This window comes from Pseudomonas sp. USHLN015 (genome assembly GCF_037153275.1).
GTDB lineage: Bacteria > Pseudomonadota > Gammaproteobacteria > Pseudomonadales > Pseudomonadaceae > Metapseudomonas > Metapseudomonas tohonis.
The window spans coordinates 586,701-612,483 of sequence record NZ_JBBCKP010000002.1 but is presented as its reverse complement, the minus strand read 5'-3'; the positions used below and the strand labels follow the sequence as shown (position 1 = coordinate 612,483).

Genomic DNA, 25,783 nt, shown 5'->3' with positions numbered 1-25,783 from the left:
ATTGCGGGTCGTTGGGCACGGCGTTCTTGTTCACGGTGATGCCGGCGCGGCCCAGGGCGGCGTCGGCGTCCTTGCCGGTCAGGCCCTGCTTGATCAGGCTGACCAGGAACAGGTGGTTGTCGGTGCCGCCGGAGACCACGTCGAAGCCGCGCTCGATGAATACCTTGGCCATGGCCTGGGCGTTCTTGATCACCTGCGCCTGGTAGGTCTTGAAGCCGGGCTCCAAAGCCTCCTTGAAGCACACCGCCTTGCCGGCGATGACGTGCATCAGCGGGCCGCCCTGGGCACCGGGAAAGACGGCGGAGTTGAGCTTCTTCTCGATCTCCTCGTTCTTGCGCGCCAGGATCAGGCCGCCGCGCGGGCCGCGCAGGGTCTTGTGGGTGGTGGTGGTGACCACGTCGGCGTAGGGCAGCGGGTTGGGATAGAGGCCGGCGGCGACCAGGCCGGCGACGTGGGCCATGTCGACGAACAGCAGTGCCCCGACCTTGTCGGCGATGGCGCGGAAGCGCGGGAAGTCGAGGGTCTTCGAATAGGCGGAGAAGCCGGCGACGATCATCTTCGGCTTGTGCTCGACGGCCAGGCGCTCGACCTCGTCGTAGTCGATCAGCCCGGTGCTGGTGTCGATGCCGTACTGCACGGCGTTGTAGAGCTTGCCGGAGGACGACACCTTGGCACCGTGGGTCAGGTGGCCGCCGTGGGCCAGGCTCATGCCGAGGATGGTGTCGCCGGCATTGATCAGCGCCAGGTAGACGGCGGCGTTGGCGGAGGAGCCGGAGTGCGGCTGGACGTTGGCGTAGTCGGCGCCGAACAGGGCCTTGGCGCGGTCGATGGCCAGTTGCTCGACCTTGTCGACGTACTCGCAGCCACCGTAGTAGCGCTTGCCCGGGTAGCCCTCGGCGTACTTGTTGGTCAGGCCGCTGCCCTGGGCCTGCATCACCCGCTGGCTGGTGTAGTTCTCGGAGGCGATCAGCTCGATGTGGTCTTCCTGGCGGCGCTCCTCTTCCTGCATGGCGCTGAACAGTTCGTCGTCGTAGCCCTGGATCTGGTCGTGCTTGCTGAACATGGGACGTCCTCGGTCATGGTCCTGGGGAGAACGGTAGCAAGGGCGGTGCCAGTGCCGGGAAAGCCAGGTTTATCAATGGGTTGCTCGTTGGGCCGGCCCTGCGCTGCGGCGCCGCTGTAGGGATTTCGCTACAGCCGTCCGAACCGGGTCGGCCCGGTGGCGGTCAGACTCACGGCTGCCATGGCCCGCAGCCGCTGTAGCGTTGTCGATACGCCGGAATGAAATCGATACGAGGCGCCTGGGAAGGGCCCATGCACGAGCCTGCAACGACCGTTGGGCGCCCTTCATGAAATTGTCACGGTTGTGTGGCAGTGCGAGCGAAAGGGATTCATCAGAATCGCGTTTCACTGGGGTTTTGCGTTCTGGATTTTCACCATGCGCCTTTTCATTTTTCTCGCCGCCTTGCTGTGCGGCCTGCCAGCTTTTGCCTCTGCGCGCTGCGATACGCAGGTGCCGACGGAGACCGTGCACCTGGGCGAGGTGCGCCTGGCCTACCAGAGCATCGGCGAGGAAAAGGACCCGGCCCTGCTGCTGATCATGGGGCTGGGCGGGCAGCTCATCCACTGGCCGGACGAGGTGGTGGCGGCGCTCTGCGAGCGGGGGTTCCGGGTGATCCGCTATGACAACCGCGATGTCGGCCTGTCCGCCTGGAGTCACCCTGAACCTGCCGCCAACCTGACCTACGAGGCGCTGCGCTACCGCCTGGGCTTCCCGGTGCAGGCGCCCTACAGCCTGCGTGACATGGCGGGGGACGCGCTGAGCCTGATGGACGCCCTGAACATCCGCCAGGCCCATGTACTGGGCGCGAGCATGGGCGGGATGATCGCCCAGCATGTGGCCGATATCGCGCCGGAACGGGTGCTGAGCCTGACCCTGGTGATGACCAGTTCCGGCGCCCAGGGGCTGCCGGCTCCGAGCCATGCGCTGATCGCCCTGCTGGCCCGTCGCGAGGCGCCGAGCCGCGAGGTGGCGCTGGAGCAGCAGGCCGATCTGCTGGCCGCACTGGGCAGCCCGGAGGTGGCCGATGACCGTGCGCAACTGCTGCAACAGGCTGCGCGGGCCTATGACCGCGCCTTCAACCCCGAGGGGGTGCAGCGGCAGATGCTGGCGATCCTCGCCGAGCCGAGCCGGGTGGAGATGCTCAACCGCCTGAGCGTGCCGACCCTGGTGGTGCACGGCACCGCCGATCCGTTGCTGCCGGTGATGCATGGCGTGCATGTGGCGGCGCATATCAAGGGGTCGGAGCTGAAGCTGATCCCGGGCCTGGCCCATCGCTTCCAGGAGGCTTTCAAGGAGCCCCTGCTGGCGGCGGTACTGCCGCACCTGCTGGCCCATCGGCAGGTGGATGGGCACGTGGCGCAGCTGTGAGGGCTTTGTTCAGTGGGTCCCCGCGTTCGCGGGGATGACGGTGTGGGGGTGGTGGCGAGCCGCATCCCGGACTACTGGGTAGCCCGGGCTTCAGCCCGGGTCGCAGCGTGGACCTGGGATCAGGTCAGGCGGCGTCGGCCTTGGGGCGGTTGAGCAGGTACTGGGCGAGGCGCTCCTGCTGGCCGGGGGTCATGAACAGGCCGAGCTTGGTGCGGCGCCAGAGGATGTCGTCCAGGCCGGTGGCCCACTCCTCGCGGCACAGGTAATCCACTTCACGCGTGTACAGGCCACTGCCCAGGTGTTCGCCCAGGTCGGTGAGGTTCTGCACGCCGTCCAGCAGCGCCCAGGTGCGGCTGCCGTAGGTGCCGGCCCAGCGCCGCGCCAGGCTGTCGGGCAGCCAGCCGAAACGGTTGCACAGGGCTTCGGCCAGTTCGGCCTGGCTGTTCATCTGTTCCCCGCCGGGGAGCGGCTGGCTGGCGGTCCAGCTCGGCTTGGCGTTGGGGAAGAAGGGCGCCAGCTGGGCCAGGGCGGATTCGGCCAGCTTGCGGTAGGTGGTGAGCTTGCCGCCGAACACCGAGAGCAGCGGTGCCTCGCCCGGATGGGCCTCCAGGGACAGGGTGTAGTCGCGGGTGACGGCGGACGGGTCGTCCGACTCGTCATCGCACAGCGGGCGGACGCCGGAGTAGGTGCGCAAGATGTCCTTCTCGCCGATCTGTTGCTTGAAGTGGCGGTTGACCACGTCCAGCAGGTAGGCGGTTTCCTCGGCGCTGATGGCCACCTTGGCCGGGTCGCCCTGGTATTCGCGGTCGGTGGTGCCGATCAGGGTGAAGCGCTCGAGGTAGGGGATGGCGAAGACGATGCGCCGATCCTCGTTCTGCAGGATGTAGGCGTGTTCACCCTCGTACAGCCTCGGCACGACGATGTGGCTGCCCTGGATCAGGCGGATGCCGTAGGGCGATTTCTGCTTGAGGTCGTCCTTGATGAACTTCGCGACCCAGGGGCCGGCGGCGTTGACCAGGGCGCGGGCGCGGATCGACAGCAGGGTGCCGTCGGCGCGCTCCAGGTGGATGTGCCACAGGCCCTTGCTGCGACGGGCGCTGACGCAGCGGGTACGGGTGTGGACATGGGCACCGTGCTCGCGGGCGGCCATGGCGTTGAGTACCACCAGGCGGGCGTCGTCGACCCAGCAGTCGGAATATTCGAAACCCCGGGCGATGTCCGCCTTCAGCGGGCTGCCGGCGCCGAACTTCAGGCCGCGCGAACCCGGCAGCTTCTCGCGCTTGCCGAGGTGGTCGTAGAGGAACAGGCCGGCGCGGATCATCCAGGCGGGGCGCAGGTGCGGGCGGTGCGGCAGCACGAAGCGCATGGGGCGGACGATGTGCGGCGCCTTGGCCAGCAGCACCTCGCGCTCGGCCAGGGCCTCGCGCACCAGGCGGAATTCATAGTGCTCCAGGTAGCGCAGGCCGCCGTGGATCAGCTTGCTGCTGGCGGAGGAGGTGTGTTGGGCGAGGTCGTCCTTTTCGCAAAGGAAAACGGACAGTCCACGGCCCGCCGCATCGGCGGCGATGCCCACACCATTGATGCCGCCGCCGACGACGGCGAGGTCATAGACTTCGGAAATGGGCGATTTGCGGCTCATCGGAGGGTTCATGCGGGCACCGGAAGTCGAAAGTGAACTTTGTATGTTCGTTTTCGAAAAATGCTAGACGAATACGCATGAAACCGCCAGCCCGCCGGCGTGGTGGCCGGCGGGTGGGCGACGAAAGGAATTGGCCGGTGGGGTGGCTCAGACCAGGTCGAGGTGGACCTTGTGCTCGGCCATCAGGCGGGCCAGGGCGGGGGAGGGCGCGTGGTCGGTGATCATGCGGTCGACCAGGGCGATGGAGCCCAGGCGGACCACGGCGTTGCGGCCGAACTTGCTGGAGTCGGCGGCCAGCAGGACCTGGCGGGCGTTGTCGATGATGGCCTGGGAGACGCGCACTTCCTGGTAGTCGAAATCCAGCAGGCTGCCGTCGTCGTCGATGCCGCTGATGCCGACGATGGCGAAGTCCACCTTGAACTGCTGGATGAAGTCCACCGCCGACTGGCCGACGATGCCGCCGTCGCTGCGCACCGTGCCGCCGGCCACCAGCACCTCGAAGTCCGGGCGGTCGGCCAGTTGCGCGGCCACGTGCAGGTTGTTGGTGATCACCTTCAGGCCCTTGTGGCCCAGCAGTTCCCGGGCGATGGCCTCGGTGGTGGTGCCGATGTTGATGAACAGCGAGGCGTGGTCCGGGATCAGTGCCGCCACGGCTTCGGCGATGCGCTGCTTCTCGTCGCGCATCTGTCCGGCGCGCATGGCGTAGGCGGTGTTCTGGATGCTCGACGCCTCGCTGGCGGCGCCGCCGTGGGTGCGCCGCAGCAGGCCCTGCTCGGCGAGCTGGTTGATGTCGCGGCGGATGGTCTGGGGGGTCACGGCGAAGGCCTGGGCCAGCTCGTCGATGCTGACGTAGCCGCGGTCGCGGGCGAGGTCGAGGATTTCCTGCTGGCGGGGCGCCAAGGTCATGGGGAGGGCTTCCGGATTTTTGTCGCGCATTATAGCGGCGTGCTGCCGAACGGCGACTTTTCAGCTAAGGTACGCCCAATTCGCCCTCCTGTTTTCACTATCGAACATGACGCCTGCCATCGATCTGCTGAAGAAAGCCAAGGCCGAGCACAGGGTGCTCAGCTACACCCACGATCCCAAGGCGCCTTCCTACGGGCTGGAAGCGGCCGAGAAGCTCGGCCTGGACCCGGCGCGGGTGTTCAAGACGCTGCTGGCCGCCACCGAGAAGGGCGAGCTGCTGGTGGCCGTGGTGCCGGTGGCCGGGACCCTCGACCTGAAGGCGCTGGCCCATGCGGCCGGGGCCAAGAAGGCGGACATGGCGGCGGCGGACGCAGCCCAGCGCGCCACCGGTTACCTGGTGGGCGGCATCAGCCCGCTGGGGCAGAAGAAGCGCCTGCGCACCTTCATCGACGAATCGGCCCGTTCGCACCCGACCATCCATGTCAGCGCCGGCCGGCGTGGCCTGGAGGTCGAGCTGAGTGCGGACACCCTGGCCCAGCACACCCAGGCGCAGTTCGCGGCGATCGGCCGCGAGTGACGCCCCCCATAACAACAAGGAAGCCTGCATATGGCCCAGTACCTACTTGCCATCGATCAGGGCACGACCAGCAGTCGTGCCATCGTCTTCAGCGCCCAGGGCCTGCCCGTTGCGCGCGCTCAGCAGGAGTTCAAGCAGTACTTCCCCAAGGACGGCTGGGTCGAGCATGACGGCGAGGAAATCTGGCTGACCACGCTCAAGGTCTGCCGCGAGGCGATCCAGAAGAGCGGGATGCCCGCGTCCGAGATCGCCGCCATCGGCATCACCAACCAGCGCGAGACCACCCTGGTGTGGGACGCCGCGACCGGCACGCCGATCCACCCGGCCATCGTCTGGCAGGACCGGCGCACCGCCGACTATTGCTCGACGATGAAGGAGGCCGGCCACGAGGACGAGGTGTCGCGCCGTACCGGCCTGCTGATCGACCCCTATTTCTCCGCCACCAAGCTGCGCTGGATCCTTGACAACGTGCCGGGTGCCCGCGAACGCGCGGAGAAGGGCGAGCTGCGCTTCGGCACCGTCGACTGCTTCCTGCTGTGGCGGCTGACCGGCGGCAAGGCGCACCGCACCGACGCCACCAATGCGTCGCGGACCATGCTCTTCAACATCCATACCCAGCAGTGGGACGAGGCGCTGCTCGAGCTGTTCGAGATTCCCGCCAGCCTGCTGCCCGAGGTGCTCGACAGCGCCGCCGACTTCGGCACCACCGAGGCGCCGCTGCTGGGCTCGGCCATCCCGGTGCTGGGCATGGCCGGCGACCAGCAGGCCGCGCTGATCGGCCAGGCCTGCTTCCAGCCGGGCATGGTCAAGAGCACCTACGGCACCGGCTGCTTCCTGATCCAGAACACCGGCGAGACGCCCGTCACCTCGCGCAACCGCCTGCTGACCACGGTCGGCTACCGCCTGGACGGCAAGGTCACCTACGCGGTGGAAGGCAGCATCTTCGTCGCCGGCGCGGCGGTGCAATGGCTGCGCGACGGCATCAAGCTGATCAGCCATGCCCGCGATACCGAGGCGTTGGCCGAGCAGACCGGCGATGCCTGCGGCGTCTACCTGGTGCCGGCCTTCACCGGCCTGGGCGCTCCTTACTGGGACCCGCGCGCCCGTGGCGCGATCTTCGGCCTGACCCGCGATACCGGGATCAAGGAAATCGTCACCGCCGGCCTGCAGTCGGTCTGCTACCAGACCCGCGACCTGCTCGAAGCCATGAGCCAGGACGGCGCCGCGGCACCCAGCGCGCTGCGGGTGGACGGCGGCATGGTGGAGAACAACTGGGTGATGCAGTTCCTCGCCGATATCCTCGGCGTGGCGGTGGAGCGCCCCGAGGTCACCGAGACCACCGCCCTGGGCGCCGCCTACCTGGCGGGCCTGAAGGTGGGGCTGTACCGCGACCTCGACGAGATCGCCCGGCACTGGCACCGCCAGCAGCGCTTCACCCCGCACATGGCGAGCGCGCACCGGGCCAGGCTTTACGAGGGATGGCTGGATGCCGTCCAGCGGGTACGCAGCGAGGCCGGCGAGGCGTAAGCTGCACGCTGGAGTTGGTCGCAACACAGGGAGTTCTACGTGTATTTCAGGGATGCTTTCCGTCATCGCCGTGCGCGCGGCCTGGCCTTCGGGCTGGCCGCGTTGTTCGCCATCGGCCCCGTGCGTGCCGAGACGCTGGTCATTGCCGGCGATATCTGGTGCCCGATCAACTGCGCGCCCGGCTCGGCCAAGCCGGGCATCTTCGTCGAGCTGGCGCGGGACATCTTCGCCGAGTCCGGCATCCAGGTTGAGTACCGGGTGGTCAACTGGGCGCGCGCCATCAGCGATGCCCGCACCGGCAAGCTCAATGCGGTGATCGGCGCCGGTATCCAGGACGCTCCCGATTTCCTCTACACGCCCACGGCGCCGGGCATCTCGCGCATGTGCTTCTACGTCGCCCAGGGGGCGTCCTGGCGCTACCAGGGGCTGGGTTCGCTCGCGCAGGTGCGCCTGGGCACCATCAACAGCTACAGCTATGGGCAGGAGATCGATGCCTACGTCCGCCTGCACCGCGCGAAAGGCGACCGGGTGCAGGTGGTGTCGGGCGAGCAGGCTCTGGAGATGAACGTGGAGAAGGTGCGCTTCGGGCGCCTCGATGCTACGGTGGAGAACAGCTGGGTGATGGAGAACCTGCTGGCCCGAACCCTTCAGCAGGATCGCCTGCAGGCGGCGGGCTGCCGCGCCCCGGATGTGCCCATCTACCTGGCGTTTTCCCCCGCCATCGAGGCCAGCGCACGCTACAACGCCCTGTTCGAGGAGGGGCTGCAGCGCTATCGGGCTTCGGGCCGGCTGGATGCGCTGATGCGCAGCTATGGCGTGACCACGCCCTGATTGGCGGCGGGATCACGACGCCTGTCTATACTCCCGGCCATTCATCGCCAAGAAAGGGGAGCCCATGCAGCCCTCCCGACATCAGCTGTTGCGCCTGCGAAGGGTATCGCTGGCCAGCGGTGCATCGTTGTTGTTCCTGCTGTTGTGCTGGTCGGCGCACGCCGCCGGCTACCTGGGCCTGAGCCTGGGCGGCATGCTCATGCTCACGGGCCTGGTCGGGCTCAGTTGCCTGGCGTTCCTGGCCCTGGTGCGCAGCAACCTCAACCTGCGCTTCCACGATCCCAGCCTGACGCTGCCGCTGATGAGCTGGGCGATCTGCGTGATCTTCGCCACCGCCTACCATGCCGGCGAGCTGCGCCTGCTGTTTTTGATGACGGTGCTGCTGGTGCTGATGTTCGGCACCTTCCGCCTGCAGTTGCGCGGCTTCCTGCTGGTGATCCTGCTGACCGCTGTGTGCTACGCCCTGCTCATCAGCTCGCTGGTCGCCTCGGGGCGGGAACTCGACCTGCACAGCGAGGCGATCCAGGCGGTGGAGTTCTTCGTGCTGCTGACCGGCGTCGGCCTGCTTTCGCTGGAGATGAACGGCCTGCGGCGCAGCCTGGTGCAGCGCAACAACGACCTGCGCGTGGCTTTGGAAAGCATCCAGAAGCTGGCCATCACCGATGAGCTCACTGGGCTTTACAACCGCCGTTTCACCAAGGATATCCTGGCCCAGCAGAAGGCCCTGGCCGATCGTGGCGACTATGGCTTCGTGCTCTGCCTGGTGGACCTGGACTACTTCAAGAACGTCAACGATCGCTATGGCCACGGCTGTGGCGACGCGGTGCTGCGCCAATTGTCGAAGATGCTCCAGGACTCGGTGAGGGACGTGGACTTCGTCGCGCGGCTGGGCGGCGAGGAGTTCCTGCTGGTGCTTTCACGCACCAACGAGGCGGGCGCCGAGGTGATGCTGGAGCGCTTGCAGGCCAAGGTGCGCGCCGCGCACTGGGATCAATGCCCGGGCCTGAAGCTGACGCTGTCCCTCGGGGTCAGCGCCTATCGGCCCGGCGAGTCCTGGGAAGACAGCCTGCTGCGGGTCGACATGGCGCTCTATGAGGCCAAGCACAGCGGCCGCGATCAGCTCGCCGTGCTGTAGCGGCGCACGCCCGCGTCCTGCACGGCCTGGGTGGCGACGCTGCCGTTGGCGGGGAACACCACCAGGTGGTCGGCGGCCACGCGGATGCCCACGTGCTGGCCGGGCTGGTGGTCGGCATGGCTGGGGAAGATGGCTTCCAGCTGGGTGCCGGTGGGCAGTTGCAGGCGGTAGAGGGTGGCGGCGCCGAGGAAGGTCTTGCCGGTCACCAATGCCCTGAGCGTGCCATCGGGCGCCGGGACGATGTCGTCCGGGCGCAGCAGCACGTCCACCGCGCTGCCTTCCGGCCAGGCGTAGGCACGGTTGCCGCTGATCACCCCGAGCTCGGTCTGGACCGTATCCGGGCAGACCTGCTGGCCACGGATGAAGTAGCCCTGGCCGACGAAGCTGGCGACGAAGGGGGTCGCCGGCTCGTGGTAGAGGTTGTAGGGGGTGTCCCACTGCTCCAGGTTGCCGTTGTTGAACACGCCCACCTGGTCGCTGACCGCGAAGGCCTCTTCCTGGTCGTGGGTCACCAGCACGGCGCTGGTGCCGCGGGCCTTGAGGATGTCGCGCACCTCATGGCTGAGGCGGCGGCGCAGCTCGCCGTCGAGGTTGGAGAAGGGCTCGTCGAGCAGCAGCAGCGCCGGCTCCGGCGCCAGGGCGCGGGCCAGGGACACGCGTTGCTGCTGGCCGCCGGAGAGCTCGTTGGGGTAGCGCTTGGCGAGGTGGCCGAGCTTGACCAGCTCCAGCAGCTCGCCGGTGATGCGCTCGCGCTCGGGGTGCTTGCGGATGCCGAAGGCGACGTTCTCCTCCACCGTGAGGTGGGGGAACAGCGCGTAGTCCTGGAACACCATGCCGATGCGGCGCTTTTCCGGGGCCAGGGTGAAGCCGGCCCTGGAGATCACCTCGCCGGCCAGCACTATCTCGCCTTCGAATACGGGTTCGAAGCCGGCGATGGCGCGCAGGGTGGTGGTCTTGCCGCATCCGGACGGCCCCAGCAGGCATCCGATGTCGCCGGCGTTGAGGTGCAGGTTGAGGTTCTGTACGACGCGCTGGTCCTGGTAGCCGCAGCTCAGGTTGCGCAGGTTTAGAAGCAGTTCGTGGCTCATGCTCGGGACGCGTGTTCGACGAGGAGTTCCAGCAGCGCCTTTTGCGCATGCAGACGGTTTTCTGCCTGGTCCCAGGCCACGGAACGCGGGTCGTCGAGCAGGTCCATGCTGATTTCCTCGCCCCGGTGCGCCGGCAGGCAGTGCATGAAGATAACCGCTTCATCGGCCAGCGCAAGCAGCGCCTGGTTCACCTGGTAGGGCTTGAACAGCGCAAGGCGCCGCGCGGTCTCCTCTTCCTGGCCCATGGAGGTCCAGACGTCGGTGCTCACCAGGTGGGCGCCGCGTACCGCTTCACGCGGGTCGCGCATCACCTGCACGCGGTCGCCGGCCTGGGCGAGGAACGCCGGGTTGGGCTCGAAGCCCTCGGGGCAGGCGACGTTGAGGCGGAAGTCGAACTGGATCGCCGCTTCTATATAGGTGTTGCACATGTTGTTGCCATCGCCGATCCAGGCCACGGTCTTGCCCTGGATGGCGCCGCGGTGTTCCTGGAAGGTCTGCATGTCGGCCAGCAACTGGCAGGGGTGCAGGTCGTCGGACAGGCCGTTGATCACCGGAACGCGCGAGTTGGCGGCGAATTCCACCAGCTTGCTGTGGGCGAAGGTGCGGATCATCACCGCATCGAGCATGCGCGACATGACGATGGCGCAGTCGCTGATCGGCTCGCCCCGGCCTAGCTGCGTGTCGCGGGGCGAGAGGAAGATAGCCTGGCCGCCGAGCTGGATCATGCCGGCCTCGAAGGAGAGGCGGGTGCGGGTGGAGGCCTTCTCGAAGATCATGCCCAGCACGCGGCTCTTCAGGGGCTCGTAGGGGACGCCTCGGTGGCGCAGGTCCTTCAGCTCGATGGCTCGACGGATCAGGCTGCTCAGCTCCTGGGGGGTGCAATCCATCAGGGAGAGAAAGTGCCTTGCGCTCATTGCTGACTACCTTTTTTTGCCTCTGGCCGCGGGTCCTGGTCGGTTTTTTCAGGGAAAAGCAGGCGGGACCGGCGGGCTAAGCCGCACGGGGCGACGGAATAGGGGGAGGCGCGATCTTATAAGGAATTGTCGCACTCTGCCAACCAGTGCCTCGAAGGGCCCGTGCCAGAGGTGTGCGGGCGTCTTCTTCGGTGTCTGGTCGAGGGGCGGGGCGGAAACCATCCTGAGCGTTAAGCAGAGAGTGCTGCCAGGGATAGCGGCCGGACCGGGTGGCACGAACGCCTGGCCCAATGCAAGGAAATTCGGCGAAAAGGTGGGGTTTGGGAAATTTCCAGAGGACAAATCAGCCTGCATGAACTTATGTGACGCAGGGTGCGTTGCTAGCTTGTGCCGCCTCGAAATCATCCGGTTTCGGGGGCGGGGCCCGCCTATGGATGTTGGGTCCGGCCAGCATGTTCTGATCATGGAGATACCAATGAAGAAGTTCCTCGTACCTGCCGCCCTGGTCGTCGCAATCGCCGGTATGACCGGTTGCAGCAGCTACAACGTCAGCCAGCCGAGCTCACCGCTCAACGGCAACGTCAAGACCGGCCTGAAGGCCGACGTGGCGGTAGGCGAGCCGATCAGTGGCCAGTCCGAAGTGAACATCCTGTTCCACTTCCTGCAGTTCGGCGGCGACTCCCAGTTCGCTGATGGCGTGGTCTACGGCGGTGATGCCGGTGGCAGCCTGCCTTTCGGGCCCGATCCCATCTCGGCGGTGAAATCCGCTGCCGCGTTCAAGGCCGTCAAATCCTCCGGTGCCGACCTGATCGTGGCGCCGCGCTACGAGCTCACCATCCAGGACTATTTCGTCTTCAAGAAAGTGAGCGCCAAGGTGACCGGCAACAAGGGCACCATCCAGTCCATCCGCTGACCCGCGAAGCGAATCGGCAGGCCTGATGCCTGCCGATTCATATCATTGAATCTACTGGCCGACCGATCGATCTGCTTCCATAGTTCTACCCTTGCGACCCGACCGGTCGTCTCGACACAAGAACATGAGGCAAGGCCATGACCAAGTCCGTTCACCACCGTGCATGCCATCTCTGCGAAGCCATCTGCGGGCTGACCATCGAAACCGAGGATCGGGAAGATGGCTCCCGGCACATCCTGTCCATCAAGGGGGATGCCCAGGACAGCTTCAGCCGTGGCCACATCTGTCCCAAGGCCGTTGCCCTTCAGGACATCCAGAACGACCCCGACCGCCTGCGCCAGCCCATGCGCCGCGCCGGCAGCGAGTGGCAACCCATCGGCTGGGACGAGGCGTTCGCACTGGTGGCGGAGCGCATGGCCGACATCCAGGCGCGCCACGGCAATAACGCAGTGGCCGTGTACCAGGGCAACCCGAGCGTGCACAACTATGGGTTGATGACCCATAGCAACTACTTCCTGGGCCTGCTGAAGACCCGCAGCCGCTTCTCCGCCACCTCCGTGGACCAGTTGCCCCACCACCTGGTGAGCCAGCAGATGTACGGCCACGGCCTGCTGATTCCCATCCCCGACATCGACCACACCGATTTCATGCTGATCCTCGGCGGCAACCCGCTGGCGTCCAACGGCAGCATCATGACCGTGCCCGACGTGGAGAAGCGCCTGAAGGCCATCAAGGCGCGCGGCGGCCGCCTGGTGGTGGTGGACCCGCGTCGCAGCGAGACGGCCGCCATCGCCGACCAGCACCTGTTCGTGCGGCCGGGGCAGGATGCAGCGCTGCTGCTGGCATTGCTCAACACCCTGTTCGAAGAGGGGCTTGGCCGTCCGACGCACCTGGCGGTCGACGGGCTGGACGAGGTCCGCCGTGCCATCGCCGCGTTCACCGCCGAGGCCATGGGCCCGCGTTGCGGCATCGATCCCGCCGCCATCCGCCAGCTGGCGCGTGACTTCGCCGCTGCCGGGAGCGCCGTCTGCTACGGGCGCATGGGGGTTTCCACCCAGGCCTTCGGCAGCCTTTGCCAGTGGCTGATCCAGGTGATCAACCTGGTCACCGGCAACGTCGACAGCGTCGGCGGTGTCCTCTGCACGGAGCCGGCCGTGGACCTGGTCGCAACCACTTCGGGCGGTCATTTCAACCGCTGGCAGAGTCGCGTCTCCGGGCTGCCGGAGTACGGTGGCGAGCTGCCCGTCTCGGCCCTGGCCGAGGAGATGCTGACCCCGGGTGAGGGGCAGATCCGCGCGTTGGTGACGGTCGCCGGCAATCCGGTGCTGTCCACTCCCAACGGGCGACGCCTCGAACAGGCCCTCGACGGGCTGGAGTTCATGCTCAGCATCGACCTTTACATCAACGAGACGACGCGCTACGCCGACCTGATCCTGCCGCCCACCGCGCCGCTGGAACATGATCACTACGACACCACCTTCAACCTCTTCGCCGTGCGTAACGTCACCCGCTTCAACGAGCCGGTGCTGGCCAAGCCCCAGGGTGCATTGCATGACTGGGAGATCTTCGTCGGCCTGGCCAAGGCGTTCGCGGCGCGTACCGGCGTGGAGCTGAAGCCGACCCTGGAGCCCAGGCAGATGATCGACATGGGCCTGCGCTTCGGCCCCTATGGCGATCGTTCCGAGCACAAGCTGTCCGTCCAGCGCCTGGGCGAGTTCCCCCACGGGCTGGACCTGGGCGCGCTCAAGCCCAACCTGGCGGGTCGCCTGAAAACAACCGACAAGCGGGTGGTCGCAGCCCCCTCGATCTTCCTCGACGACCTGGCCCGCTTCGCCACGCAGGCCGCACCCGAGGAAGGCGGGCTGGTGCTGATCGGCCGCCGTCACGTACGCAGCAACAACTCCTGGATGCACAACTACCACCGGCTGGTGAAGGGCAAGCCGCGTCACCAGCTGCTGATGAACCCGGGCGACCTGGAGCGTCGTGGGCTGGTCGATGGCCAGCGGGTGAAGGTGCGTTCGCGGGTCGGGATGATCGAGGTCGAGGTGGCGGCCAGCGAGGAGATGATGGCCGGCGTCGTCAGCCTGCCCCACGGCTGGGGGCATGCGCGCCCGGGCGTGATGATGGGCATCGCCAGCGAGCAGCCGGGGGCCAGTGCCAACGACCTGACCGACGAGCGGTATCTGGATGCGGTCTCCGGCAACGCCGCACTCAATGGCGTGCCGGTGGAGGTGGTGGCGGCCTGAATGTCGCGGGGCAAGTCCGAGCGTTGAGCTCGGACTTCCGTTACAATGCCGCCATCCTGCCGACCGACGAGTCGGAACGTTCAGCCGAGGTAGCCATGGATATCATCGAAACCATCAAAGAGCAGATCGCCAACAACACCGTACTGCTGTACATGAAAGGCTCGCCGAATGCGCCCCAGTGCGGCTTCTCGGCACGTGCCGCTCAGGTCGTCATGGGCTGTGGCGAGAAATTCGCCTACGTCGACATCCTGCAGAACCCGGAAATCCGCGCCAACCTGCCCACCTACGCCAACTGGCCGACCTTCCCCCAGCTGTGGGTGAATGGCGAACTGGTCGGCGGCAGCGACATCCTCGCCGAGATGTTCGAGAAGGGTGAGCTGCAGCAGCTGATCAAGGACGCGGTGAGCAAGAAAGCCAGCGCCTGATTCCCCGCTGCAAAAGAAAAGCCCCGCCGATGCGGGGCTTTTTCATGTCCGGACGTCTTACTCGTCCATCTGCGACTGCAGGTAGTTCTCCAGGCCGACCTTCTCGATCAGGCCCAGCTGGGTCTCCAGCCAGTCGACGTGCTCTTCCTCGGATTCGAGGATGTCTTCCAGCAGTTCGCGGCTGCCGTAGTCACCGACGCTCTCGCAGTAGGCGATGGCGGCTTTCAGGTCCGGGATGGCGTTGAGCTCCAGCTTCAGGTCGCTGGCGAGCATTTCCTTGGTGTTCTCGCCGATCATCAGCTTGCCCAGGTCCTGCAGGTTGGGAATGCCTTCCAGGAAGAGGATGCGCTTGATGAGCTTGTCGGCGTGCTTCATCTCGTCGATGGACTCGTGGTACTCGTGCTTGCCGAGTTTCTCCAGGCCCCAGTCCTCGTACATGCGCGCGTGCAGGAAGTACTGGTTGATGGCCACAAGTTCGTTGCCGAGGATCTTGTTGAGATGCTGGATGACTTTCTTGTCGCCTTTCATGTGGAGTCCTGCCGTGCAAATGGGTGTAAGTGGTCGAATTTTATCCAGTTGCCCGGCAAAGTCAACGTAAGTTATTGATATGTAAGATAATTTGAATGTGAATAAGAATGTTTAGATTCTGCGTCTTGGCGCTAACTGTTTGAATTGCAGGCATAAAAAAACCGGACGCCAGGTCCGGTTCTTCAAAACTATTTCACCTCACGCAGGCACGAAACTCGCGGGGTAGGCGAGGGACGCCTGGCTGCTCCGTACGTCCGAGAGGGTTTCACGCACGACCTGCTTGGCGAGGCAGGCGCACTTGCCGCATTGGGTGCCGACGCCGAGGGTCTCGCGGACCTCGCGGTAGCTGCAGCAGCCTTCATAGATCGCATCACGAATGTGGCCGTCAGTGACACCTTGGCAGAGACAGACGTACATGGGTGGGCTCAATGCTCGGTTGTGGGCTTGATGGAAAGCGATACTAATCAGAATGAGAATGATTGTCAAAGTCCGTCCGTCAGGCCCCGTCCCAGAGCGTTTCCGAGGGGGCGGCTGGTTCCAGGCCGATAGTGGGAGGACGCAGCGTCTTGCTGCTCGGTGGCGAGAGGGGTCGAATCCAGGCAAAAGAAAACCCGGCATCGGCCGGGCTTCCTTCTTATATAGAGGCGTTGGAGCGGGGACGTCAGTCGTCGTCCTCCATCCAGCCGCCCATCTCCTTCCAGCGGTTGACGATGCCGCAGAACAGCTCGGCGGTCTTCTCGGTGTCGTAGCGCGCAGAGTGGGCTTCGCGGCCGTCGAATTCGATGCCGGCCACCTGGCAGGCTTTCGCCAGTACGGTCTGGCCGTAGGCGAGGCCCGCGAGGGTCGCGGTGTCGAAGCTGGAGAAGGGGTGGAAAGGGTTGCGCTTGATCCCGGTGCGGTTCACCGCCGCGTTGAGGAAGCCCAGGTCGAAGCTGCTGTTGTGCCCCACGAGGATGGCGCGCTTGCAGCCGCTCGCCTTGATCGACTTGCGCAGGCCCCGGAAGATTTCGTTCAGCGCGTGCTCCTCGCTAACCGCCATGCGCAGCGGGTGGTCGAGCTTGATGCCGGTGAACTCCAGCGCCGCCTGTTCGATGTTGGCGCCCTCGAAGGGCTCGACGCGGAAGAAGTGGGTGTGATCCGGGTAGAGGAAGCCCTGTTCGTCCATGGCGATGGTGGTCGCCGCGATCTCCAGCAGGGCGTCGGTGGCCGCATTGAAGCCGCCGGTCTCGACATCCACCACCACCGGCAGGTAGCCGCGGAAGCGGGCGGCCATCGGGTGGCGGGGACCTTGCGGCAGGCTGCCGTCGAGCTCTTCGTCGTACAGGTCTTCGCTCACGCGTTGTCCTCCAGCAGGCGCCAGCGCAGCGTCTCGCCAGCGCGCAGCGGGATCACGGTCTGCTCGCCGAGCGGCAGGCTCGCAGGGGCGGTCCATTCTTCACGGACCAGGGTGATGGTGTCGGTGTTGCGCGGCAGGCCGTAGAAGTCCGGGCCGTTCTTGCTGGCGAAGGCTTCCAGCTTGTCCAGCGCGTTGCGCTGTTCGAAGGCTTCGGCATAGAGCTCGATGGCGGCGTAGGCGGTGTAGCAGCCGGCGCAACCGCAGGCCGCTTCCTTCGCGTGCTTGGCATGCGGTGCCGAGTCGGTGCCGAGGAAGAAGCGCTCGCCGCCACCGGTGGCTGCGTCCAGCAGGGCTTCCTGGTGCACGTTGCGCTTGAGGATCGGCAGGCAATAGAAGTGCGGGCGGATGCCGCCGACCAGCATGTGGTTGCGGTTGTACAGCAGGTGGTGGGCGGTGATGGTGGCACCGACGTTGGCCGAGGCCGATTCCACGAACTGCACGGCATCGCGGGTGGTGATGTGCTCGAAGACCACCTTCAGGGTCGGGAAGCGCTCGACCACGCGACGCAGGTGCTCATCGATGAAGACCTTCTCGCGGTCGAACACGTCGATTTCGCTGCGGGTGACCTCGCCGTGCACCAGCAGCAGCATGCCGACCTCGGCCATGGCTTCCAGGGCCGGGAAGATCGTGTCGATGCGGGTCACGCCCGAATCCGAGTTGGTGGTCGCGCCGGCCGGGTAGAGCTTGGCAGCATGCACGAAGCCGGAAGCCTTGGCCGCACGGATGTCCTCGGGGCTGGTGCGATCGGTGAGGTAGAGCACCATCAGCGGCTCGAAGCGGCTGCCGGCCGGGCGTGCGGCGAGGATGCGCTGGCGATAGCCGTCGGCCTCTTCGGCGTTGCGCACCGGTGGCACCAGGTTGGGCATGATGATGGCGCGGCCAAAGGTGCGCGCGGCATCGGCGACTGTGTTGGACAGCACGGCACCATCGCGCAGATGGATGTGCCAGTCGTCGGGGCGCAGCAAGGTCAAACGGTCGGACATGGGGGGCTTCCAGGCGGGCAAAACTCGTCGTGCATGCTACCGGAAAAGCTTTTTCGGGGCACGCGGGGCTTGTGTTTCAGGGCGTCGGCGGCTTTTCACGATGTGACGGGGGAGGGCGCCACCGCTGGCCTTCTCCTACAAGGGCATGCGTCGAATCCACTCAAGTTTTACCCGACGCCACCGATAGCCCTGGGGAGTGCAGAAATTTCTCCGTGGAGCCCGCCGCCGTGCGCCAGCGCTATGTCGCCCTGCTCAGCCTGTTCGCCAGCCTTCCGGCCATGGCCATTACCTTCCAGACGCGCCTGGAGAAGGCCGAATGGACGGTCGAGGGGGACAAGTTCGAATGCCGCCTGTCGCAACCGATCACCGATTTCGGCAGCGGCGAGTTCGTACGTCGCGCGGGCGAACAGGTGACGTTCCGCATCAAGGCCCGCGAGCGCTGGCTGGGCGCAGGCTCCGCCACCCTGCTGGCCGCCGCCGCGCCCTGGCAGCCAGGACGCGGCGACATCAACCTCGGCGCGGTCAGCGTCGGCAATGGCGATGTGCCCTTCAACAGTTCCCAGCTCCAGGGCGGTCGCCTGCTCGCCGGCCTGCTGGAAGGGCGTAGCCCGCTGGTGCGCCACCGCACCCTGCAGGGGGGCGATGCCATCGAGGTGCGCCTGTTGCCGGTGAAGTTCAACAAGGCCTACAACGACTACCTCGCCTGCACGACCAAGCTGCTGCCGGTCAACTTCGACCAGATCAAGAATGCCCAGGTCGGCTTCGCCGGCGGCGGCACGGCGCTGGACGAGATGGCGCGGGCCCGGCTGGAGATCATCCTCGACTACCTGAAGGCCGATCCCAGCGTCAATCACCTCGAAATCGACGGCCATTCCGACAACGCCGGCAACCGCCTGACCAACCGCGACCTGTCGCGCCGCCGCGCCCTGGCCGTGTACGACTACTTCAAGGCCAACGGCATTCCCGAGTCGCACATGGTCATGCGCTTCCACGGCGAGCGCTACCCGTTGGTGCCCAACAACAACGAAGCCAACCGCGCGAAGAACCGCCGCGTCACCCTCAGCCTGTCCCGCGAGGCCGAGGCGCCTCCTGCAGAAGCCCCCGCAGCCGCTCCCGCGCCGATCATCCCCGAGGCCGACAAGGCCACCCAGGGCGCTGCTTCCTGATTCCGTTCAGGTCGATTCGACGAAAGAATCTGTCGCTTGGTCGTCATTGCCTGTCGCGCCACTGTAATTTGGCCGCCAGGGTCAGTAGAATCACGGGTTTTTCGTACAACCCCGTGGAGTTGATGGCATGGCGGACGTGAAGAAGGTTGTCCTGGCGTATTCCGGTGGCCTGGACACCTCGGTAATCCTCAAGTGGCTGCAAGACACCTATAACTGCGAAGTGGTGACCTTCACCGCCGACCTCGGTCAGGGCGAAGAGGTCGAACCGGCCCGCGCCAAGGCCCAGGCCATGGGCGTCAAGGAAATCTACATCGACGACCTGCGCGAAGAATTCGTCCGCGACTTCGTCTTCCCGATGTTCCGCGCCAACACCATCTACGAAGGCGAGTACCTGCTGGGTACCTCCATCGCCCGCCCGCTGATCGCCAAGCGCCTGATCGAGATCGCCAACGAGACCGGCGCCGACGCCATTTCCCATGGCGCCACCGGCAAGGGTAACGACCAGGTCCGCTTCGAGCTGGGCGCCTACGCGCTGAAGCCGGGCGTGAAGGTGATCGCCCCCTGGCGCGAGTGGGACCTGCTGTCCCGCGAGAAGCTGATGGACTACGCCGAGAAGCACGCCATCCCGATCGAGCGCCACGGCAAGAAGAAGTCCCCGTACTCCATGGACGCCAACCTGCTGCACATCTCCTATGAAGGCGGCGTGCTGGAAGACACCTGGACCGAGCACGAAGAGGACATGTGGAAGTGGACCAAGTCGCCGGAAGCGGCGCCGGACACCCCGACCTACATCGAACTCACCTACCGCGCCGGTGACATCGTCGCCATCGACGGCAAGGACATGACCCCGGCCCAGGTGCTGACCGAGCTGAACCGCATCGGCGGCGAGAATGGCATCGGCCGCCTCGACATCGTCGAGAACCGCTACGTCGGCATGAAGTCCCGTGGCTGCTACGAGACCCCCGGCGGCACCATCATGCTGCGCGCCCACCGCGCCATCGAGTCCATCACCCTGGACCGTGAAGTGGCCCACCTGAAAGACGAGCTGATGCCCAAGTACGCTAGCCTGATCTACACCGGCTACTGGTGGAGCCCCGAGCGCCTGATGCTGCAGCAGATGATCGACGCCTCCCAGAGCAACGTGAACGGCGTCGTGCGCCTGAAGCTCTACAAGGGCAACGTCATCGTGGTCGGCCGCAAGTCCGACGACTCGCTGTTCGACGCCAACATCGCGACCTTCGAGGAAGACGGCGGCGCCTACAACCAGGCGGACGCGGCGGGCTTCATCAAGCTCAACGCCCTGCGCATGCGCATCGCCGCCGGCAAGGGTCGCAAGCTGTTCTGAGCTGGAAGCCGAGAGCCTGAAGCGGGAAGACTTCCCGCTTCGGGCTTCCGGCTTTAAGCTGCCTTCCAAGCCCCGGTCACGAGCCGGGGCTTGTCGTTTCAAGCCAATGAGGAGAAACCGAGATGCGACTGCTGCATACCATGCTGCGCGTCGGCGACATGGACAAATCCATCGCCTTCTACACCGAAGTCCTGGGCATGACCCTGCTGCGTCGCAAGGACTACCCGGACGGCCAGTTCACCCTGGCCTTCGTCGGCTACGGCAACGAGGCCGAGAACAGCGTCATCGAGCTGACCTACAACTGGGGTGTGGACAAGTACGAGCTGGGCACCGGCTACGGCCATATCGCCCTGGAAGTGGCCGATGTCTACAAGGCCTGCGAAGACATCCGCGCCCGTGGCGGCAAGATTACCCGCGAGCCGGGTCCGATGAAGCACGGCACCAGCATCCTGGCCTTCGTCGAAGACCCGGACGGCTACAAGATCGAACTGCTCTCGCCCTCGCGCAACGACTGAGCCGCCAGAGCCTGAAAAGCCCCGCCGATGCGGGGCTTTTTTCCGTCTGCAGGTTGGGGAGAGGCACGAAGCCCAACGCGTCCATGTTCGGCCCTCGGCCCTCGGCGTTGGGCCTCGCCGGCCCGGCGCCGACCTGCGGGGTGTGAAACCCGGCCAACAAAAAGCCCCGCATCGGCGGGGCTTTCGGCGGCTTCACAGATCAGAAGTCGAAATCGTAATCGGACAACTGCTTCTGCAGGCGGCGCTCTTCCAGGTAGTTGTCGATGATGCGGCGCTTGGTCAGGTTGGTCTTGGCAACTTCGACGGGAGTTTCGCCTTCATCGCTGTCTTCGGCGACGAAGTCTTCCTCGGTCTCGATCTCTTCTTTGCCTGTGCTCATACGGTCACTCCACGATGCGGGGCGCTATTGGCGCACCTTATAGCGACAAAGCCGGAGCCGGTAAAAAAGATTTTTTCAATCGAAACATTGGGCGATTCAATGAAGCTTCAATCGTCCGAGGTTTTCGCCTTGTATTCGCACAGGTCCTCGATCCGGCACGCGCCGCAGCGCGGCTTGCGGGCCACGCAGACGTAGCGGCCATGCAGGATCAGCCAGTGGTGGGCGTCGAGCAGGTAATCCCTTGGTACGAATTTGAGCAGCTTCTTCTCCACCTCCAGCACGTTCTTGCCGGGGGCGATGCCGGTGCGGTTGCTGACGCGGAAGATGTGCGTGTCCACCGCCATGGCCAACTGGCGGAAGGCCGTGTTGAGCACCACGTTGGCGGTCTTGCGACCGACGCCGGGCAGGGCCTCCAGCGCCTCGCGCTCCTGCGGCACCTGGCTGCCGTGCTTCTCGACGAGGATGCGGCAGGTCTCGATGACATTCTTCGCCTTGCTGTTGTAGAGGCCGATGGTCTTGATGTACTCCGACAGCCCCTCCACACCCAGCGCATGAATGGCTTCCGGCGTGTTGGCCACCGGGAACAGCCTGGCCGTGGCCTTGTTCACCCCGACATCGGTGGCCTGGGCGGAGAGGATCACCGCGATCAGCAGTTCGAAGGGCGAGGAATAGGCCAGCTCGGTCTTGGGCTCGGGGTTGTCCTCATGCAGGCGGCGGAAGATTTCCAGGCGTTTGGCGGCATTCATGGTCGAGGGCTTCTGATTAGGGTTTGAGGCGCGCTAGCGCCAGGAGCAGGCCGAGGAGGATAAGGCCTCCCGGTGCCGAGGCGAAGAGCGGCAGGCCATCGGCCGCGGCCTGCCAGTGCAGGGCTCCGAGGCCCAGCCACTCGCCATGGGCCAGCAGGCTGGCATGGCCGAGCAGTTCCCGCAGCGCGCCCAGTGCCAGGGCGAACGACGCGAACACCAGCCCCTGGCGCAGGCCCATGCCAGGGCCGGCCGGCTCGTGCGCCACCAGCAGCAGGCAGGGCAACGCCAGCAAGGCGAGGAAGGGGCCGAGCGCGCGCAGCAGTTCGAACGCTGCGGCCTGCATCAGCAACTGCGCGGCGCCTATCAGCGCGCCGGCGAGCAGCGAGGCGCCGAGCCACAGGGCGCGCCCCTGGAGCAGCCGGCGCAGGGTGGGCAGCGCCGCGCCGAATAGCGTCAGCAGCGGCAAGGCGACCAGGGTGATGCCCAGCGCCTTGACCAGCAGGTCGCTGGTGCCCAGCAGCGGCGCCAGGCATAGCAGCGGCAGGGGGCCCACGGGCTTCATGGCGCCGCTCCCAGCAAGTGCTCGCGATGGCTGTCGAAGTAGCGCAACCCCTGCTGGGTCGCGGCGAGCACGGCACGCGAGGTGAGGGTGGCACCGGCGATCTGGTCGAATCCGCCGCCATCGGCCCTGACCCGCCATTCCCCGGGCCGGGCGCCGAGCGAGACGCCGTCCAGGCTCGCCAGCCAGGGGCTGCGTGAGGGTTCGATGCGATCGCCGATACCGGCGGTCTCGCGGTGCTCCAGCACCTTGCTGCGTAACAGGCGGCCGTCCGGGGCGATGGCCAGCAGCAGGCGGATCGGGCCTTCGTACCCTTGCCCCGTGACGGGCAGGAGCAGCGCCACCACCTGGCCCTCACGGCGGGCCCGCCACGCCGAGCCGGGCGCCGGGCGGCCCAGGGCTTCGGCATCCGGGAGGGCGACGGGCTCGCGCAAGGGGTGATTGTCATAGCTGCCGGGCGGCAGCAGGTCGAGCAGCGCGCGCTCCTCGGCCGCCTGGCGCGCCTCGTCGATGCGCGGGGCGAGGCCCAGCTGCAGGGCGACCAGCAGGGCGGTTCCCGCCAGCGCCAGGGCCAGCAGCGTTACCAGGGCGCGGCCGTTCATCGGCGTTCGCTCCACGCCGCCAGGCGTTCCAGTGTCGGCACCAGCAGGTTCATGGCCAGTACCGCGAAGGCCAGCCCGTCCGGGTAGCCGCCCCAGGTGCGGATCGCATAGACCAGCAGGCCGACGCCGACACCGAACAGCAGGCGCGCACGGTCGCTGGAGGGGCCGGAGACCGGCTCGGTGACGATGAAGAAGGCGCCGAGCATGGTGGCGCCGGAGAACAGGTGCAGCAGCGGCGAGCCGTTGGAGTCCGAACCGCTGCCGTTCCAGCACAGCAGCGCGATGACGAACAGTGCGGTGAGCAGGCCCACGGGCGCGTGCCAGCGGATCACCCGCTGCTGCAGCAGTAACAGGCCGCCCGCGAGGAAGGCCAGGTTGACCCACTCGACTCCGCGCCCGCCGACGCCCCCGAAGGCATTGTGACTGGCGAACAGCTCGTCGATGGTCAGGCGATCGTTGTGGCGCAGGCTGTCCAGCACCGTGGCCTGGCTCCAGCCGTCCACCAGGCCGTCGCCGATGCCGAACACCTGGTGCGCTGTGGCCCAGAGTCCATGGACATGACCTGCGGCGGGCCAGTGGGTGAACTGTGCGGGGAAGGCCAGCAGGGCGAGGGCGAAGCCGAGCATCGCCGGGTTGAAGGGGTTGTGGCCGAAGCCGCCGAACAGCGACTTGCCGAGCAGGATGGCGCTCGCGCTTGCACACAGCGCCAGCCACCAGGGCGCGTAGGGCGGCAGCGCCAGCGCCAGCAGCACGGCGGTGACCAGGGCGCCGCCCTCGGCCAGGGGCGCCAGGCCGAACAAGGCGTCGGTCGGGGCGATGCGCTGGTTGCGCAGGTGCCGGACCAGCGCCTCGCAGGCCAGCGCCGTGGGGATGGCGATGGCCAGTTGCACCAGGGGGCCGCAGCCGTATTGCCAGAGCAGTGCGAACAGGCCCGGCAGGCAGGCCAGCAACACCAGGCGCATGCCTGGGCGCGGGTCGAAGCCGGGCTGCTCGGTCATGATGCCGCGTGCCCGTCGAGCTGCGCCTGGGCGCGCTCCAGGCGTTCACGGGCGCGGGTCAGTGCCTGTTCGTCGACGGGCTGGCGACGTTCCAGCTTGCTCACCTCGGCGCGGGCCATGGCCAGCTCGGTCTTCAGGGCGCGCAGGGCCGGGTCGATGGGATTCCTGTCGATGCGTTGCAGGTCCGGCGGGGTCTTGCCGCTGGCGTCCTCGGCGGCGTGCAGTGCCTGCTCGGCATCGGCCAGGGCCTGGCGCAGGGGGCCCAGCTCCGTTTCGGTGGCGCCCCGCGCCTCGGCGCTGCGCAGTTCGGCGCGGCGGCTGACCAGGGCGATCTTCGCCTGCTTCAGCGCGGCCATGCCCGGCGTGGGGGTGGCGGCGGCCTGGGCGCCCTGCAGGCGATCCAGCTCGGCTTCGGCCTGGGTCACGACGCCGCGCAGCTCCTCCAGTTGGGCGCGTTGCTCGGGCGTCGGCTCATCGCCGAAGGCCTTCTCCGCCTTGGCCAGCTGGGTGCGGCCCATGGCAGCGGCGATCTTGGCCTTCTTGTAGGCGGCTTCGTCGAAGGCCGCCACCGGTGCCTGGTTGGCGGCCTCCAGCGCGGCCTGTGCCCTGGCGTTGGCGACGCGCAGCGCTTGCACCTGGGCGGCGATGTCGGAGGTGCCATAGACCTCCAGCTGCTTCTCGGCCTTGGCCAGGGCGACCCGGGCCTGGGCGGCCTCGATCTTCAGGCGTTTCTGCAGGTCGGTCTGGGTGCCGGCGGCGGCCTTCTGTGCCTTGACCCGCTCGATGGCGGCCTGCACCGGGTCCGGGGTGGCCGCGGCCTGCTGCCGCGCCTGTGCCTGGGCGGCCCTGGCGGCACGGGCTTCGCGCTCGGCCAGGCGGCGGGCTTCGTCACGGGCGAGGCGGCGGTTGCGTTGTTCGTAGCGGCGGCGGAACTGGTCGGCGTGCTGGCGCTGCAGGCTGGCAGCGGGCTCCGCCAGGGGCAGGATGTCGATGCAGTCCACCGGGCAAGGGGCGACGCACAGCTCGCAGCCGGTGCATTCGTCGGCGATCACCGTATGCATCTGCTTGGCGGCACCGACGATGGCGTCCACCGGGCACGCCTGGATGCACTTGGTGCAGCCGATGCACTCGGCCTCGCGGATGAACGCCAGCTGTGGCGGCACCGGGCCGCCGGGCGCCTCTAGGGGCAGGGCCGGCACGTGCAGCAGATCGGCCAGGGCGATGATGGTGGCGTTGCCGCCGGGCGGGCACTTGTTGATCGCCTCGCCCCGGGCCATGCCTTCGGCGTAGGGCTTGCAGCCGGGGTGGCCGCATTTTCCGCATTGGGTCTGCGGCAGCAGGGCATCGAGGCGCTCGACCAGCGCGGCCTGGTTCATGCCGCCACCATGCCGTTGAAGCCGAGCAGGGCAACGCCCATCAGCCCGGCGCAGACGAGCATCACCGGCAGGCCGCGGAAGGGCGCGGGCACGTCGGCCGCCTCCACACGCTGCAACAGGTCGTCGAACAGGCGCAGGGCGACCCAGAAGCCGATGCCGCCGCCGATGCCCAGGCCGATGGCGCTGGTGAAATCACCGGCAGCGGCCAGCAGCATGGCGCCCAGTGCCGCGCCGTTGCCCAGCAGCAGGGGCAGCAGGCCGTCGCGGGGCAGGCGCGGCGCTGCGCGGGCGAGCAGGGCTAGGCTCGCCCAGGCCAGCGGCAGCAGGGCGGGGATGAACAGGGCGATGCCCAGGTAGCCGAGGCCCAGGGGCGCGAGCAGCCGGTCCAGCGCCCAGGCCAGCGGCGTGGCGAGTGCCAGCAGCAGGCCGCCGGCCAGCGCCAGGCTGCGGCTGCGGGGCTGGCGCAGGGCGTCGGTGCCCAGGGGCAGGACGAGAATCAGGTTGTTGACCAGCGCTGCGCCGAGCAGGGCGAGGATGAAATCAGTCATGGTCAGGGGC

General features: G+C 66.9%; 27 protein-coding genes. 11 read left to right on the top strand and 16 right to left on the bottom strand.

Going from position 1 to position 25,783, the window contains the following annotated elements; translation table 11 throughout:
• Nucleotides 1-1,063, bottom strand: a 1,063-nt coding sequence (gene glyA, locus WFQ67_RS06110; RefSeq protein ID WP_337056395.1) for a serine hydroxymethyltransferase, incomplete at its 3' end; no start/stop codon positions are given.
• Nucleotides 1,064-1,438: 375 nt separating this feature from the next.
• On the opposite strand from glyA, the gene WFQ67_RS06105 reads away from it, so the two are divergent.
• A complete protein-coding gene (locus tag WFQ67_RS06105) occupies nt 1,439-2,431 on the top strand; it encodes an alpha/beta fold hydrolase (RefSeq protein WP_173175933.1) in 993 nt (330 codons plus the stop codon).
• A gap of 124 nt (nt 2,432-2,555) precedes the next feature.
• Here the strand turns inward: WFQ67_RS06105 and glpD are convergent, their stop codons facing one another.
• Together glpD and WFQ67_RS06095 are read right to left on the bottom strand one after the other, a co-directional pair.
• On the bottom strand, nt 2,556-4,082 hold the full coding sequence (gene glpD / locus WFQ67_RS06100; RefSeq protein WP_173175935.1) for a glycerol-3-phosphate dehydrogenase: 1,527 nt from the start codon (nt 4,080-4,082) through the stop codon (nt 2,556-2,558).
• A gap of 135 nt (nt 4,083-4,217) precedes the next feature.
• On the bottom strand, nt 4,218-4,976 hold the full coding sequence (locus WFQ67_RS06095; RefSeq protein ID WP_111261076.1) for a DeoR/GlpR family DNA-binding transcription regulator: 759 nt from the start codon (nt 4,974-4,976) through the stop codon (nt 4,218-4,220).
• Between the two features lie 106 nt (nt 4,977-5,082).
• Here WFQ67_RS06095 and ybaK point away from each other — a divergent pair, with 106 nt between their 5' ends.
• The 4 genes from ybaK (at nt 5,083) to WFQ67_RS06075 (ending at nt 9,046) form a co-directional block, all read left to right on the top strand.
• Nucleotides 5,083-5,553: a Cys-tRNA(Pro) deacylase gene (ybaK, locus tag WFQ67_RS06090; protein ID WP_213626005.1), complete on the top strand. Its 471-nt coding sequence runs from the start codon at nt 5,083-5,085 to the stop codon at nt 5,551-5,553.
• Between the two features lie 30 nt (nt 5,554-5,583).
• The gene (gene glpK, locus WFQ67_RS06085; RefSeq protein ID WP_337056394.1) at nt 5,584-7,080 is read left to right on the top strand and encodes a glycerol kinase GlpK; all 1,497 of its coding nucleotides are present in this window, start codon (nt 5,584-5,586) and stop codon (nt 7,078-7,080) included.
• A gap of 39 nt (nt 7,081-7,119) precedes the next feature.
• Nucleotides 7,120-7,911 (top strand): substrate-binding periplasmic protein, encoded by a 792-nt coding sequence (locus tag WFQ67_RS06080; RefSeq protein WP_337056393.1) that lies wholly within the window; start codon nt 7,120-7,122, stop codon nt 7,909-7,911.
• Nucleotides 7,912-7,975: 64 nt separating this feature from the next.
• A complete protein-coding gene (locus WFQ67_RS06075; RefSeq protein WP_337056392.1) occupies nt 7,976-9,046 on the top strand; it encodes a GGDEF domain-containing protein in 1,071 nt (356 codons plus the stop codon).
• Here WFQ67_RS06075 and WFQ67_RS06070 read toward each other — a convergent pair.
• Together WFQ67_RS06070 and argF are read right to left on the bottom strand one after the other, a co-directional pair.
• Complete coding sequence (locus tag WFQ67_RS06070; RefSeq protein ID WP_213626001.1) at nt 9,028-10,134, bottom strand: ABC transporter ATP-binding protein; 1,107 nt, start codon at nt 10,132-10,134, stop codon at nt 9,028-9,030. The two genes, WFQ67_RS06075 and WFQ67_RS06070, sit on opposite strands and share 19 nt — an antisense overlap.
• Complete coding sequence (argF, locus tag WFQ67_RS06065; RefSeq protein WP_111261082.1) at nt 10,131-11,048, bottom strand: ornithine carbamoyltransferase; 918 nt, start codon at nt 11,046-11,048, stop codon at nt 10,131-10,133. Before argF ends, WFQ67_RS06070 begins: the two co-directional genes overlap by 4 nt.
• Before the next feature lie 475 nt (nt 11,049-11,523).
• Here argF and WFQ67_RS06060 point away from each other — a divergent pair, with 475 nt between their 5' ends.
• From WFQ67_RS06060 to grxD, 3 genes are all read left to right on the top strand, one after another.
• A complete protein-coding gene (locus WFQ67_RS06060; protein ID WP_111261083.1) occupies nt 11,524-11,961 on the top strand; it encodes a hypothetical protein in 438 nt (145 codons plus the stop codon).
• A gap of 137 nt (nt 11,962-12,098) precedes the next feature.
• A complete protein-coding gene (locus tag WFQ67_RS06055) occupies nt 12,099-14,207 on the top strand; it encodes a molybdopterin oxidoreductase family protein (RefSeq protein WP_337056391.1) in 2,109 nt (702 codons plus the stop codon).
• Nucleotides 14,208-14,302: 95 nt separating this feature from the next.
• On the top strand, nt 14,303-14,632 hold the full coding sequence (grxD, locus tag WFQ67_RS06050; RefSeq protein WP_111261104.1) for a Grx4 family monothiol glutaredoxin: 330 nt from the start codon (nt 14,303-14,305) through the stop codon (nt 14,630-14,632).
• A gap of 57 nt (nt 14,633-14,689) precedes the next feature.
• Here the strand turns inward: grxD and bfr are convergent, their stop codons facing one another.
• The 4 genes from bfr to pyrC all read right to left on the bottom strand — a co-directional run bounded on the left by bfr (nt 14,690) and on the right by pyrC (nt 17,539).
• Nucleotides 14,690-15,160 (bottom strand): bacterioferritin, encoded by a 471-nt coding sequence (bfr, locus tag WFQ67_RS06045; RefSeq protein WP_173175959.1) that lies wholly within the window; start codon nt 15,158-15,160, stop codon nt 14,690-14,692.
• Between the two features lie 198 nt (nt 15,161-15,358).
• On the bottom strand, nt 15,359-15,577 hold the full coding sequence (locus WFQ67_RS06040) for a bacterioferritin-associated ferredoxin (RefSeq protein WP_111261086.1): 219 nt from the start codon (nt 15,575-15,577) through the stop codon (nt 15,359-15,361).
• 244 nt (nt 15,578-15,821) lie between these two features.
• On the bottom strand, nt 15,822-16,496 hold the full coding sequence (rnt, locus tag WFQ67_RS06035; protein WP_173175961.1) for a ribonuclease T: 675 nt from the start codon (nt 16,494-16,496) through the stop codon (nt 15,822-15,824).
• On the bottom strand, nt 16,493-17,539 hold the full coding sequence (gene pyrC, locus WFQ67_RS06030) for a dihydroorotase (RefSeq protein ID WP_213625999.1): 1,047 nt from the start codon (nt 17,537-17,539) through the stop codon (nt 16,493-16,495). Before pyrC ends, rnt begins: the two co-directional genes overlap by 4 nt.
• A gap of 227 nt (nt 17,540-17,766) precedes the next feature.
• On the opposite strand from pyrC, the gene WFQ67_RS06025 reads away from it, so the two are divergent.
• The 3 genes from WFQ67_RS06025 (at nt 17,767) to gloA (ending at nt 20,565) form a co-directional block, all read left to right on the top strand.
• Nucleotides 17,767-18,705 (top strand): flagellar protein MotY, encoded by a 939-nt coding sequence (locus WFQ67_RS06025; RefSeq protein ID WP_173176267.1) that lies wholly within the window; start codon nt 17,767-17,769, stop codon nt 18,703-18,705.
• A 127-nt stretch (nt 18,706-18,832) separates the two neighbouring features.
• Entirely contained in the window at nt 18,833-20,050 is a 1,218-nt protein-coding gene (locus WFQ67_RS06020; RefSeq protein WP_173175965.1) for an argininosuccinate synthase, read from the top strand.
• 122 nt (nt 20,051-20,172) lie between these two features.
• Nucleotides 20,173-20,565 carry a lactoylglutathione lyase gene (gloA, locus tag WFQ67_RS06015; protein WP_213625998.1) on the top strand — a complete coding sequence of 131 codons (393 nt, stop codon included), beginning with the start codon at nt 20,173-20,175 and terminating at the stop codon, nt 20,563-20,565.
• Nucleotides 20,566-20,764: 199 nt separating this feature from the next.
• Here the strand turns inward: gloA and WFQ67_RS06010 are convergent, their stop codons facing one another.
• The 7 genes from WFQ67_RS06010 to WFQ67_RS05980 all read right to left on the bottom strand — a co-directional run bounded on the left by WFQ67_RS06010 (nt 20,765) and on the right by WFQ67_RS05980 (nt 25,773).
• Nucleotides 20,765-20,944, bottom strand: a complete 180-nt coding sequence (locus WFQ67_RS06010; protein ID WP_173175969.1) for a PA3496 family putative envelope integrity protein — start codon at nt 20,942-20,944, stop codon at nt 20,765-20,767.
• A 107-nt stretch (nt 20,945-21,051) separates the two neighbouring features.
• On the bottom strand, nt 21,052-21,690 hold the full coding sequence (gene nth / locus WFQ67_RS06005; protein WP_213625997.1) for an endonuclease III: 639 nt from the start codon (nt 21,688-21,690) through the stop codon (nt 21,052-21,054).
• Between the two features lie 16 nt (nt 21,691-21,706).
• On the bottom strand, nt 21,707-22,252 hold the full coding sequence (locus WFQ67_RS06000) for an Rnf-Nqr domain containing protein (RefSeq protein WP_213625996.1): 546 nt from the start codon (nt 22,250-22,252) through the stop codon (nt 21,707-21,709).
• Nucleotides 22,249-22,851, bottom strand: a complete 603-nt coding sequence (locus WFQ67_RS05995; protein ID WP_213625995.1) for an RnfABCDGE type electron transport complex subunit G — start codon at nt 22,849-22,851, stop codon at nt 22,249-22,251. Before WFQ67_RS05995 ends, WFQ67_RS06000 begins: the two co-directional genes overlap by 4 nt.
• Nucleotides 22,848-23,849, bottom strand: a complete 1,002-nt coding sequence (locus WFQ67_RS05990; protein ID WP_337056390.1) for an RnfABCDGE type electron transport complex subunit D — start codon at nt 23,847-23,849, stop codon at nt 22,848-22,850. Before WFQ67_RS05990 ends, WFQ67_RS05995 begins: the two co-directional genes overlap by 4 nt.
• Nucleotides 23,846-25,225, bottom strand: coding sequence for an electron transport complex subunit RsxB (rsxB, locus tag WFQ67_RS05985; RefSeq protein ID WP_337056389.1), 1,380 nt, complete (start codon nt 25,223-25,225; stop codon nt 23,846-23,848). Before rsxB ends, WFQ67_RS05990 begins: the two co-directional genes overlap by 4 nt.
• Complete coding sequence (locus tag WFQ67_RS05980; protein WP_213625992.1) at nt 25,222-25,773, bottom strand: Rnf-Nqr domain containing protein; 552 nt, start codon at nt 25,771-25,773, stop codon at nt 25,222-25,224. Before WFQ67_RS05980 ends, rsxB begins: the two co-directional genes overlap by 4 nt.
• Between the last annotated feature and the right edge of the window lie 10 nt (nt 25,774-25,783).